Origin of the sequence: Streptomyces sp. CBMA156, assembly GCF_014596515.1 — a bacterium.
In the GTDB taxonomy this organism is placed as follows: domain Bacteria; phylum Actinomycetota; class Actinomycetes; order Streptomycetales; family Streptomycetaceae; genus Kitasatospora.
This window is the reverse complement of sequence record NZ_MSJQ01000145.1, coordinates 1-11,633: the sequence shown is the minus strand read 5'-3', so window position 1 is coordinate 11,633 and position 11,633 is coordinate 1. Positions and strand designations below refer to the sequence as shown.

The 11,633-nt window shown below is 74.3% G+C and carries 10 protein-coding genes; 5 read left to right on the top strand and 5 right to left on the bottom strand.

The features are described from left to right. Nucleotides 1–285: 285 nt before the first annotated feature. Nucleotides 286–492, bottom strand: a complete 207-nt coding sequence (locus BU198_RS12300) for a hypothetical protein (protein ID WP_188296880.1) — start codon at nucleotides 490–492, stop codon at nucleotides 286–288. A 180-nt stretch (nucleotides 493–672) separates the two neighbouring features. Between BU198_RS12300 and BU198_RS12295 the strand changes: the two genes are divergently transcribed. Continuing rightward, nucleotides 673–3,069, top strand: a complete 2,397-nt coding sequence (locus tag BU198_RS12295; protein ID WP_317620088.1) for a SpoIIE family protein phosphatase — start codon at nucleotides 673–675, stop codon at nucleotides 3,067–3,069. Nucleotides 3,070–3,143: 74 nt separating this feature from the next. On the opposite strand, the gene BU198_RS12290 is transcribed toward BU198_RS12295, so the two are convergent. From BU198_RS12290 to BU198_RS12275, 4 genes are read right to left on the bottom strand one after another with little or no spacing between them, the layout of a single operon-like run. Then, nucleotides 3,144–3,920, bottom strand: coding sequence for an ABC transporter ATP-binding protein (locus BU198_RS12290; RefSeq protein WP_188296879.1), 777 nt, complete (start codon nucleotides 3,918–3,920; stop codon nucleotides 3,144–3,146). Beyond that, nucleotides 3,917–5,767, bottom strand: a complete 1,851-nt coding sequence (locus BU198_RS12285; protein ID WP_223244286.1) for a dipeptide/oligopeptide/nickel ABC transporter permease/ATP-binding protein — start codon at nucleotides 5,765–5,767, stop codon at nucleotides 3,917–3,919. The genes BU198_RS12290 and BU198_RS12285 overlap by 4 nt, the downstream gene beginning before the upstream one ends. A gap of 6 nt (nucleotides 5,768–5,773) precedes the next feature. Beyond that, a complete protein-coding gene (locus BU198_RS43780; protein WP_188296878.1) occupies nucleotides 5,774–6,760 on the bottom strand; it encodes an ABC transporter permease in 987 nt (328 codons plus the stop codon). Next, nucleotides 6,757–8,340: an ABC transporter substrate-binding protein gene (locus BU198_RS12275; RefSeq protein ID WP_188296877.1), complete on the bottom strand. Its 1,584-nt coding sequence runs from the start codon at nucleotides 8,338–8,340 to the stop codon at nucleotides 6,757–6,759. The genes BU198_RS43780 and BU198_RS12275 overlap by 4 nt, the downstream gene beginning before the upstream one ends. Nucleotides 8,341–8,605: 265 nt before the next feature. Here BU198_RS12275 and BU198_RS12270 point away from each other — a divergent pair, with 265 nt between their 5' ends. The 4 genes from BU198_RS12270 to BU198_RS42065 form a co-directional block, all read left to right on the top strand. Further along, nucleotides 8,606–8,971 (top strand): DUF5132 domain-containing protein, encoded by a 366-nt coding sequence (locus BU198_RS12270; protein ID WP_223244285.1) that lies wholly within the window; start codon nucleotides 8,606–8,608, stop codon nucleotides 8,969–8,971. 85 nt (nucleotides 8,972–9,056) lie between these two features. After that, nucleotides 9,057–10,352, top strand: coding sequence for a cytochrome P450 (locus BU198_RS12265; protein ID WP_317620087.1), 1,296 nt, complete (start codon nucleotides 9,057–9,059; stop codon nucleotides 10,350–10,352). Between the two features lie 376 nt (nucleotides 10,353–10,728). Further along, nucleotides 10,729–11,127, top strand: a complete 399-nt coding sequence (locus tag BU198_RS12260) for a DUF5132 domain-containing protein (protein WP_188296876.1) — start codon at nucleotides 10,729–10,731, stop codon at nucleotides 11,125–11,127. Nucleotides 11,128–11,259: 132 nt separating this feature from the next. Further along, nucleotides 11,260–11,633 (top strand): HMA2 domain-containing protein (locus BU198_RS42065; protein ID WP_411293181.1); only part of this gene is annotated, 374 nt, incomplete at its 3' end.

Below are 11,633 nucleotides of genomic sequence, written 5' to 3'. Positions count from 1 at the left end.
GGCCGTGTCCGCCGGGGCGGCGGAGGGCGCCGACGGGTGGTCGGGGGAGGCGGCCTGGGCGGTGAGCGGGGTGGCGAGGGCGAGTGCCAGCAGGACGGCGGTGGCCGTGGCGGGCTTCCCTCGGCGGGGCAGTCGCATGACTGTCCTCCTGTGGGGGTCCGTGAAAGCGGAGCGGTGGAGGAGGTGAGGCGCGCGCCAGCATGATGGTCCGTCAATGTCATGTGTTCGTCAAGACGTTCGGAGAGGGGGTGCGGCGGCGGAGACCGGCACCCCCGGTCCGGCGGCTCAGCGGCTCTTGGTCAGCACGGCCTCCGTCCAGCCCCTGAACAGGGTGATCAGGGTCGAGCAGCGGGCGACGCCCCCGGGAAGGGCCGGCAGCAGGACCAGCGCGGGCCGGTAGACCGCGATCACCATGACCAGGGGGACCAGCCCCAGGGCGACGATGAGGGTGCGCTGGCACGCGGCCAGCCGGTGCAGGGCGGCGGGAAGCATCGATTCTCCTTCGACTGCGAGGACTTGGGTTCACCGACGCGGGTTCACCGGTGTGAGTTCACCGACGTGGGTTCACCGCCTACGCTTTCGTGCGGCGCGGGCGTTGCGCCACGGGCAACGCGTTGCCGATCGGCGGCAACGGCGTGGCGGGCGGGCACGGCTGTGATCGGGGAGTCGCGGGTGTTGGATCGGCACAGGGACGTCTCGGAGCCCTTCGGCCCGCCGGAGGCGGAAGTCCGGGCGTTCATCGAGTTCATCGGCCGGCTCTTCGCGGTCCTGGACACCACGCTGACCCGCTACGCGGCCCGCTGCAACCGTGACAAGGGTTCCGTCTCGCGGTACTTCACGGGCCAGCGCATCGCCCCGAAGGAGTTCGTCGACGAGTTGCTGCGCCATGTCGGGGAGCTGGGCGGCCAGTCGGTGACCGCCGAAGTCCAGGACCAGGCGCACCACTTGAGGATGGAGGCGTTGCGGGTGCGCAACGCCTCGCGGCATGACGTCGAACAGCTGCGGGACAAGCTCGGATCCGCCGAGCGGGAGCTGCACCTGGCGAGCGTGCGCGAGCGGCACCTGCTGCGTGCGCTGGAGGCGACCGAGGCGCAGGCCCACCAGGCCGAGCAGCGCTACCGGCAGCTGGAGGCGGACTGGGCCGCGGCCCGCTACGCCTCGGGTGCCGTCGGCGCGCTGGAGCTGTACGAGGAGCCGGGCGGGGCGAGCGGGGTCAGAGACGAACTACTGGGCCTCAAGGCGGAGTTGGAGGCGCTGCGGACCGAGCTCGCGCGTGCGCAGTCGCTCAAGCACGTGGCGGAGGAGCGCTGTGTGCGGCTGGAGGCCCGGCTGCTGGCGGCGGAGGCGACGCTCGACGCCGAGCGTGCCGCCGGGCGGCTCAAGCCGCCGCACGTGGAGCTGGAGTCCGTGCGGATGGCGCTGAACCGGGAGTTCGGGCAGCGGGTGGAGCGGTCGCTGGACCTGGCGACGGTGGCCGGGGAACTGTCCGGCCTGCTGGTCCGCCGGGTGGCCGACTTCGTCTCGGTGGACCTGGTCGCCGGGCTGACGGACGACGCCGAGCTGCCCACCGGCAGGCCGGACGGCCGTACGCTGCTGCGCCGGGTCTCGCTGGCCTTCACCCCCGGCGCCGAGCAGTGGAACGACGAGCCCGGCGAGGGGACACTGCTGACCGCGCCCGGCGCCACTCCCCAGGGCCGGGCCCTGCAACAGGGCGCCCCGGTGCTCGTCCCGGTGATGAGGCCCGGGACGACCGCCCGGGGGACGGCCGCCTCGGACGCCGGTGCCGCCTCGCTCTCCGGGGCGGCCGGAGGCTCCGTCCTGGCACTGCCACTGGGCGTCCGCGGCACGGTGTTCGGCGTGGTCACGCTGGTCCGTCAGGCCGGCCGGGGGCCCTTCGGCCACGGCGACGCGGACCACCTCCAGGACCTCGTCGTCCGCGCGGCCCTGTCCATGGACATCGCGCGCCTGCACGGCGCGGAGCTGAAGGTGGCGGCCACCCTCCAGCGGTCGATGATCCCGGAGCTGCCGCCCGCGATCGCCGGCATGCGGCTGGCCCACCGCTATCTGCCCGGCGAGCGCCGGGGCGGGGTCGGGGGCGACTGGTTCGACGCGTTCCAGCTGCCGGGCAGCCGGGTGGCCCTGGTGGTCGGCGACGTGATGGGCCGCGGCCTCCACGCGGTGCAGACCATGGCGCGGCTGCGCGCCGCGGTCCACGCCCTGGCAGGTCTCGACCTGCCGCCGGGGCAGCTGCTGCGCCACCTGGACAACCTGGCCCACAAGCTCGGGCCCGAGCACCTCGCCACCTGCCTGTACGCGGTCTACGACCCGATCAACCGCACCTGCGAACTGGCCGGTGCCGGCCACGTCCCCCCGGTGCTGGTACGTCCGGACGGCACCAGCGAACTGCTGAGGATCCCGTCCGGCGCACCGATCGGGGTCGGCGGAGTGCCGTTCCTGACCGCGGCCGTCGACGTCGTGGACGGGTCGATGCTGGTGCTCTGCACGGACGGCCTCGTCGAGGTCCGCGGCGGGGACACGGGCGTGGGCCTGGCCGCGCTCTGCGGCAGCCTGATCGACCCGCGGCAGAGCCCCGAGCAGGCCTGCGACGCCCTTCTGGACCGCCTCCAGCCCGGCGACCGGGAGGACGACATCGCGCTCCTGGCGGCGCGTCTCACCGGGATCCCGCCGGCCGACGTGGCCACCTGGCAGCTCGAACCCGAGCCGGACGAGGTGGCGCGGGCACGACGGCTGGTGGTCGGACAGCTCGCCGCCTGGGGTCTCGAAGTCCTCAGGGACACCACCGAGTTGCTGGTGTCCGAGCTGGTGACCAACGCCATCAGGGTGGCGCGGGACCGGGTGCAGCTCCAGCTGATCAGGGCGGACCGGCTGCTGGTGGAGGTCAGCGACGACAACCACAACCTGCCCTCGCTGAAGCCCGGCGAGGTGTGGGAGGAGATCGGCCGCGGCCTCACGCTGGTCGCCCAGCTCGCCGAGCGCTGGGGCACCGCCCGCAAGGCGGTCGGCAAGGTCGTCTTCTTCGAGCTGCCGCTGCCCCCGCACCGGAGGTAGGCGGCACCTCGGCGGCACCTCGGAGACATCCCGGAGGCATCCCGGGCGGCTGCGGCCCGGTGGCGGAACGCGGATCAGGACGGTGGGGTGCGCAGGCTCGGTACGGAGGCGAGCAGGGCCCGGGTGTACGGGTGCCGGGGGTCGCGCACCAGGTCGTCGGTCGGGGCCGTCTCGACGAGACGGCCGCGGTGCATGACGGCCACCACGTCGGAGACGTAGCAGACCGCGGGCAGGTTGTGGCCGATGAACAGCATGGTCAGGCCCAGCCGGCGCTGGAGGCGGCGGATGGTGTTGAGGACGGACGCCTGTACCGAGACGTCGAGGGCCGAGGTGATCTCGTCGGCGATCAGGAGGCCGGGGCCGACCGCGAGGGCGCGGGCGATGGCCACCCGCTGGCGCTGCCCGCCGGACAGGTGTCCGGGCAGCCGGTCGGCGAGTCCCGGATCGAGGTCGACGAGGGCGAGGAGGGCGTCGACGCGTCCGGTCCTGGCGTTCCGGTCGAGCCGGTGGTGGGCGGTGGCCGCCTCGGTGAGGGCCTGGCGGACGGTCATCCTGGGGTTCAGCGCCGTGTCCGGGTCCTGGAGGACGACCTGGACACGGCGGCCGAGGCGGCGCCGGGCCCGCACGGTGTGGCCGCGCAGCTCCTGCCCGTCGAGCAGGATCCGGCCGCCGTGCACCGGTGTCAGCCCGACGATCGCGCGGGCCAGGGTGGACTTGCCCGAGCCGGACTCGCCCACCAGCCCGAGCGTCGTGCCGGACGGCACGTCCAGGGAGACGCCGTCCACCGCGGTGACCTGGCCGTGCGCGCCGTGGTGGCGGACGGTGAGGTCGTGGACCGTCAGGGCGGTCACGAGGCCACCGCCGGTGCGGGCAGCGGGTGCCAGCAGGCCACCCGGTGGGCGGGGTCGAGGACGGCGAGCGGCGGAGGCTCCTCGGCGCAGCGGTCCTGCCGGTGCCCGCAGCGCGGCTGGAACGGGCAGCCGGGGGTGGGCGCGAGCGGGTCGGGCGGGGCGCCCTCGACGACCGGCAGGGGCCGGTCGCGGTCGGTGCCGAGGTCCGGTACGGACTCGACCAGTGCCCGGGTGTACGGGTGCCGGGCGGCGGTGGCGAGCCGGTCCGAGGGCAGGCTCTCGACGACGGTCCCCGCGTACATCACCAGGACGCGGTCGCAGAACTCGCCGACGAGGGCGACGTCGTGGCTGATGAACAGGATCGCGGTCGAGGTGTCCCGCCGGATGTCGGAGAGCAGGCCGGTGATCCGGCGCTGCACGGTGACGTCGAGGGCGGTGGTCGGCTCGTCGGCGATGATCAGTCCGGGCCGCACCATCAGGCCGGCGGCGATCGTCACGCGTTGGCGCTGGCCGCCGGAGAGCTGGTGGGGACGGGCCCGCAGCACGGTCGGGGGCAGTGCGACCCGGTGCAGGGCGGCGGTGGCCTCCAGCAGGGCCTGGGCGCGGTCCGCGCCGCGGTGGGCCCGGACGGTCTCGGTGAGCTGGGTGCCGATCCGCAGCGCGGGGTTGAGCGCCGACGCCGGGTTCTGGAAGATCATCGCGAGCCCGGTGGCGAGGTGGCGCCGGCGGTCCCCCGGCCGCATGGTGGCGAGGTCGGCGCCGAGCAGGCGCAGGGTCCGCCGGGACACCCTGGCCCGGGCGGGCAGCAGGTCGGCGACGGCGAGTGCGGTGAGCGACTTGCCGGAGCCGGACTCGCCGACGAGTCCGACGATCTCCGCGGCCCGCAGGGACAGGCTGACCCCGCGGACCGGCCGGATCACCCCGTCCCTGGTGGGCAGTTCGACGACGAGGTCCTCGATCTGGAGCACCAGGCCGTCCTCGGAGGGACCGCTGGGGGTGGTCGGCGGCGGAGCCGTACGGGGGGCCGGGCCGCGCCGTGCGACGGCCGCGGCCAGCACCTCGCCGAGCAGCTGGAAGGTCAGGGCCGCGTAGAGGATGGCCAGGCCGGGCGCGAGGGCGGGCAGCGGCTGTCCGTAGACGCGTTCGAGCCCCTGGTTGAGCAGCTGTCCCCAGTCGTATCCGGGCGGCTGCACGCCCAGGCCGAGGAAGCTGAGCCCGGAGAGCGCGACGAGCGAGGTGCCCGCCGCCGTGGTGGTGCTGAGCAGCAGCGGCTCGGCGATGTTGGGCAGGACGTGGCGCAGCAGCAGCCGGTGCCGGCGCAGGCCGAGGACGCGGGCGGCGGCCAGGTGGTCGGTGCCCGCGACGGCGGCGGCGAGGGTCTGCGCGAGGCGGGCGAAGCCGGGGACGCTCGCGAGGGCGAGGGCGAGCAGCGCTCCGGTGGCGCCCGCGCCGAGGACGACCGCGAGGAACAGGGCGACCAGGAGCGCGGGGAAGGCGAGCAGGAGGTTGATCAGCGCGCCGAGCCACCGCCGGGTGCGCGGGCCGAGGACGGCGGTGGCCGCTCCGAGGAGGACACCCGCGCCGGCACCCAGCAGGGTGGCCGCCAGGGCGAGCAGCAGGGAGGGCCGGGTGGCGGCCGCGACCCGGGCGAGCAGGTCGCGGCCGAGGTTGTCGGTGCCGAACGGGTGGGCGGCGGACGGGCCTTGCAGCACCACGGAGGGGTCCGGGCGGTCGGCCGCGGCGCCGCAGACCAGCGGGCCGAGCAGGGCGAGCAGGAGCAGCGAGGCGAGCATGGCCGTCGCGGCCCAGGCCATCGGCGAGCGTGGCCGTCCCGGGGGCATCCGCATGGGTCGTCACATCTCCCTGATGGCCGTACGCGGGTCGAGCAGCGCCAGCAGCACGTCGACCAGCAGGCCGGCGAGCAGCACGGTGGTGCCGAGGATCAGCACCATGGCCTGGACCACGGGGTAGTCCTGGGCGACGACGGACTGGGCCATCGCGGAGCCGATGCCGGGCCAGGCGAACACCTTCTCGACCAGGACGGTGCCGGCGATCATCGCGGGCAGCAGGCTGCCGGCGACGGTGAGCGAGGCGGCCGCCATGTTCGGTGCCGCGTGGCGCAGGTAGCGGCGGGCGGGTGACAGCCGCTTCCCCCGGGCGGTGCGCATGTAGTCCTCGGCGAGTACCTTCAGCGCCTCCACCCGGACGATGCGCACGAGGACGGCGGTGGGCGCGAGGGAGAGCGCGACGACGGGCAGGACGAGGGAGCCGGCGCCCGCGGTGCCCGCCACGGGGAGGAGCCGGAGACCGACCGCGAGCAGCGCGGTGAGGCCGGCGGCGAGGACGAAGTCCGGCACCCCGGCGAGCCCCGCGGTGACCGCCGTGAACGCCAGCTCGGTGCGCGGGTGTCGTCCGTCGCGGGTGTGGACGGCGGCGAGCAGCCCGCCCGGCAGGGCGACGGCGAGGGTGACGAGGAAGGCGAGCAGCGCGATCTGCAGGGTGGCCGGGAGCCGGGTGCGGACGAGCTCCGCGACCGGTGTGCCGGTGACCAGCGAGGTGCCGAGGTCGCCGTGCAGGAGGCCGTCCAGGTAGTGCCGGTACTGGCTCGGGAAGGGCTGGTCGAGGCCGAGCTGGTGTCGGCGGGCGGCGACCAGGGCGGGGGAGGCGTCGATGCCGAGGGCGGCGCGTACCGGGTCGCCGGGGACCAGCCGGACCATCGCGAAGGAGGCGGTGAGCACGACGCCGAGGGAGACGGCGAGCCGGGCGGCGCGGCGGCCGAGGAACACCGTCCACGGGTGGCGCGGGAACCGGGGCGCGGACCTGACCGGGCCCCCGGTCACCGGTGCAGCCGGATGCTGGTGGGGACGAGCTGGCCGCCGTTGGCCGTGCTGAAGGTGGTGCGGTACCCGTAGAGGGTGCTCCGGCCGTCGGCGATCGGCAGGGCGTCGGCGGAGCGGAGCAGTGCGGCCGACGCCCGGTTCCAGGTGTCGCAGCCCGCGGTGTCCGGTTCCCGGAGGGCCTGGGCGACCAGCGCGTCGTACCCGGGGTTGGCGATGGCGGAGAAGTTGAGGCCCTGGGCGGGGGCCGGGCCGGAGAAGAACGGGACGAAGCCGGACGGCAGCGGGAACCCCGGGGTGCTGCCCATCGTGATGTCGAAGTCCCCGGTCTGGTACATCGCGCTCACCAGGGCGGGCAGGCTCTCGGTGACGAGCCGGACGTCCGCGCCCAGCTGTGACCAGGTCCGGGCCATCAGCTCGGCGACGGAGGACAGGGTGGGGCCGAGTTCCGCGCTGGTGACGATCCGCAGCCGCAGTTGCCGGCCGTCCTTGACGAGCCGTCCGTCGATGTCACGGACCCAGCCGGCGGCTCGCAGGGCGGCGACGGGGTCCCCGGTGGGCAGGTTGGCGGCGGCGAGGTCCGCGTGGCAGACGCCGCCCTCGGCGCCGAAGTCGGCGGCGGGGCGGCCGGTGCCGCCGACGGCGACGTTGGCGAGCCCTTGGCGGTCCAGCGCGGCGACGAGCGCGGTGCGCAGTGCGGGGTCGGCGAGCGGGCGGCCGGGGCGGTGGTTGAAGAAGGTGAGCCCGACGACGGTGGCGATGTCGACGGTGGCCAGGCCGCGGCCGGTGAGCCGGGCGCGGTCGGGACCGCTGACCATGGCGATGTCGACGCCGCCGGTGAGCAGCAGGTTCGCGGCCGTGGCGGCCTGGGGGACGACCGGGATGACGATGTGTGCGGGCAGGCCGGGGGTGGCGGTGGTGGCTCCGGCGGGCCCCCAGGTGTAGCCGTCGCGGACGGTGAACTCGTAGGGGCCGCCCGGGGTGTAGCGGGTGAGCCGGTAGGGGCCGGTGCCCTGGGTGGCGCGGTCCAGTGCCCCGGGGTGGTCGAGGCCGGCGGGGCAGACGATGGGCAGCAGGCCGAGGGTGCGGGTGAGGAAGGGGTGGGGGCTGCCGGTGGTCGCCGTCACGGTGCCGGTCGTGTCGTCGGCGGTGGCGGTGTACGGGACGCCGGGGAGGACGGTCTGGGCGCCGGCGAGCTGGTTGGCGGGGTCGCCCGCGTAGGTCAGGGCCCGGGCGACCGCGGAGGCGGTGAGCGGGGTGCCGTCGGAGCAGGTGACGTCCGGGCGGAGGGTGAAGGCGGCGGAGGTGGTGGTGGCCTGCCAGGACGTGGCCAGGCCGGAGACCACCGTGCCGTCGGGGGCGATGTTGACCAGGGAGTCGTAGGCGTAGCGGGCGGGGCCGGCTCCGAAGGCCGAGTACGGGTCGAAGCTCGGCGTCTCGCCGGCCGCCGCGATCCTGACGGTCCCGTGTTCCACGAGCGGGGTGCTGGTGTCGGAGCGCGCGACGCCGCCGCAGCCGGTCAGCGTGAGGGCCGTGGCGGTGAGGGCGGCCGGCAGGCGGACGGGAGCGGTGGGACGGGGCATGGCGGTCATGGTGCCATCGGATCGGAATGCCGAGGGGTCAGCTTCAGCTGCGATATTCACTCGAACGAGTCTGGTCGATTGATTCGTTTCACCAGGTGAAGGCGATAACGGCCGCACCGTGTCCCGCCGGAAATCGAAAGGCACTCGCACGGGTGAAATGGCCGGAAAGGTTTGGCCCCGACCCAGCGGACTCGACTAGCGTTCCCCGGGAGTTCCCCTGACCACACGGCCGTCGTGTGTCTGTGAAAGCTGAGGACGGAAATCCATGCTGCCACCCGTAGTGCCGCCCTTCGTGGCGGGCCTCGTCGTCGCGCCACTGGCCAAGCTCCTCCTCAAGCCGGTGGTGCGAGGCGTCGTCAAGACGTCCGTCGGTCTGGTCCTGGAGGTGAAGAAGGCGGCCCACGAGGCCGGCGAGAACATCCACGACCTCGCGGCCGAGGTGGCCGCCGAGATGGGTTCGGACCGGTCGGCCACGGATGACGGGGCGGCCCACGAGGGCAACGGCCACCGGCCGGGTGGCGCCGGAGCGTCGCACGGGGGCAAGTCCGAGCGGATCGCCGTCGAGGGCGGGGCCGGTGACGAGAAGGCCGCCAAGGGCCGTACCGGCACCGTCGCCGGCAAGTCGCACTGACGGCCCGGCACGCCCCCCGTCACCACGGCACGTCCTCCCACCGCAACGGCACACCGTCCCACCCCAACCGAAGGAGTGCACACGCGTGCAATCGGTACGAGTCGAGGGCCGTCCTGACGAGACCGCTCCGGCCCGGCGCCCGCCGGACGAGCTGTACCTGCTGGACCCCGAGCTGCTCGCCGACCCGGCCGGGGGCTACGGCCGGGTGCGGGAGCAGGGGCCGGTGGTGCGGGCCTGGCTGACGGACGAGCAGCCGGTCTGGCTGGTCACCCGCTACGACGACGTGCGGGACGGGCTGCGCGATCCGCGCTTCGTCAACAGCCCCGCCGCGATCCCCGGCTTCACCGGCCCCGATCCGCGCAGGCCGCTGGTGGACATGCTCAACCTGCCGGCCGAGGTGCTCGACTACTTCATGATCTCCGCGCTGGACATCGACCCGCCGGACCACACCCGGATGAGGGGCGCGGTGGCCCGCTCCTTCACGGGGCGCCGGATGCAGGCCCTGCGGCCGCGCATCGAGCAGGTCGTCGAGGAACTGCTCGCCGCCCTGCCCGCCCACGCGGAGAACGGCGCGGCGGACCTCGTCGAGCGGTTCGCATACCCGCTGGCGACGACCGTGGTGTGCGAGCTGGTGGGCATTCCCGAGGCGGTGCGCCCGCTGTTCCGCCAGTGGGGCGACGACATCGTGACGATGGACCCGGACCGGCTGGGGACGTCCTCCCCGGCGCTGATCGAGGCCGTCCACGACCTCCTGCGGCAGCGGCGCGAGAGGCCGGCCGACGACATGCTGACCGCGCTCGCCGAGGCGACGGGGAGCGGCCGGTACCCGATCAGCGAGAAGGAGGCCGTCACCATGACGCTCAATGTCGTCATGGCCGGCTACGAGAACGCCGCTCAGCTGATCATCAACGCCGTCGCCGCGCTGGTCACCCATCCGGAGCAGCTGGAGCTCCTGCGGACGGACCGGGCGCTGCTGCCCGGCGCCGTGGAGGAGTTCATCCGCTGGTGCGGCCCGGACATCATGGTGCGGATGCGGATCGCCGCGGAGGACACCGAACTCCACGGCACGCCGATCCGTCAGGGGGACGCCGTCCAGTTCATCCTGGTCTCCGCGAACCACGACCCCCGCCGCTATCCGGACGCCCACCGCCTGGACCTGACCCGGCGGCAGGCCGACCAGTCGGAGGGTCACCTCGGTTTCGGGGGCGGCATCCACTACTGCCTGGGGGCCTCGATCTCCCGGCTGGAGTGCGAGACCGCGCTCCGGGGCCTGCTCGACCGGTACCCCGGCCTGGCGATGGCCGTCGCCCCGGAGGACCTGCCGCGGATCGCGATCCCGGGCGCCGCTCCGCGCTACACCGGGCTGCCGCTGCTGGTGTAGGAGCACCGGCCCGGGCGGAGGCCGTCGAGCGGGCCGAGGCCGTTCGACGGCCTCGCCGGTGTCCGGGCGTCGCACGAGAAGCGGTCGATAACGCCCTGCGGGGCCAAAGAACACTCGCACGAGTGAGAAGAAGCAATCCATTTGGCTGTGCCGGACATGATTCGACTACGGTGGCGAAGCGGCCGGGGAAATTTCCGGGAGTGGAACCAGTCCCGGATATGAACCCCCGCCAGATGGCTCCGAATAAGAGTTCGGAAAGCCGATTTTCCGGTGATCTGTCGTTCGAGTTCCGCGCGGGTTCTCCCGCGGACGTTTTCCGGTGCTCGCACGGCCCGTCGGTGCCCGTCGTACGTGAACGTGGAGAGGTTGGAGCATCATGCCACCCGTAGTACCGCCCTTCCTGATCGGCCTGGTGGTCGCACCACTGGCCAAGCGTCTGCTCAAGCCGCTGATGAAGGGCATCGTCAAGACGTCCGTCGGACTGGTACTTGAGGTGAAGAAGGCGGCCCACGAGGCCGGCGAGAACATGCACGACCTCGCGGCGGAGGTGGCCGCGGAGGTGGTGGCCGCCCAGATCGCCGCGGAGGGCGGCACCACGCCCGGGCACGACGACCAGCGGGACGCGGGTTCTCTGCAGGGCGGGTCGTCACAGGGCGGTGCCCCGCAGACCGGATCCCCGCAGGGCGAGAAGGACGAGGCCGGCGCGCACCGGGGCGAGGGCGACGCCAGGACCCCCAGGATCCGCACGACCGCCGGTGCCGCCAAGGCGCACTGACGGCCGGGAAGCACGGCGCGGTCGCGTCCAGACCGGGCGGCCGCGCCATCCCATTGTCAGAACTTCCGATCCGTCGCAGCCCGTCCGGTCCGTGACGGCCGCCGCGACCTCCGCAAACAGGTGAACGTACACATGCCATCTCTGGTGGGTGCCGCTACCGGGTACTGCCCCGCGGATCTGGAGGTGAGCCCTCGCTCCGTCACTCCGGGCCGGCAGCGCTGGGACGTCAGGCTGGTGCTCGGCCGGCCGAGAGCCGCCGAGGTCCTCGCCGCGAGCCTCCGGCGGATCCCGGGCATCACCGAGGCACAGGCCAACCCGATCACCGGTGGCGTCCTGGTCCGCCACGACGCCAGCCTCGCGGCCGCCGACATCGGGCGCCTCGTCCGGCGGACCGTCGCCGGGTTCGTGGACGACGCCGCACGGGGGCGGGGGGGGGGGGGGGGGGGGGGGGGAGGGGGGGGGGGGGGGGGGGGGGGGGGGGGGGGGGGGGGGGGGGGGGGGGGGGG

Excerpts from the sequence above, each read along its gene's own strand:
- BU198_RS12270 (WP_223244285.1), top strand. The coding sequence starts at position 8,606 with ATGCTGCCACCCGTAGTGCCGCCCTTCGTGGCGGGCCTCGTCGTCGCG.
- BU198_RS12285 (WP_223244286.1), bottom strand. The coding sequence starts at position 5,767 with ATGCGGATGCCCCCGGGACGGCCACGCTCGCCGATGGCCTGGGCCGCG.
- BU198_RS12275 (WP_188296877.1), bottom strand. The coding sequence starts at position 8,340 with ATGCCCCGTCCCACCGCTCCCGTCCGCCTGCCGGCCGCCCTCACCGCC.
- BU198_RS12260 (WP_188296876.1), top strand. The coding sequence starts at position 10,729 with ATGCCACCCGTAGTACCGCCCTTCCTGATCGGCCTGGTGGTCGCACCA.
- BU198_RS12300 (WP_188296880.1), bottom strand. The coding sequence starts at position 492 with ATGCTTCCCGCCGCCCTGCACCGGCTGGCCGCGTGCCAGCGCACCCTC.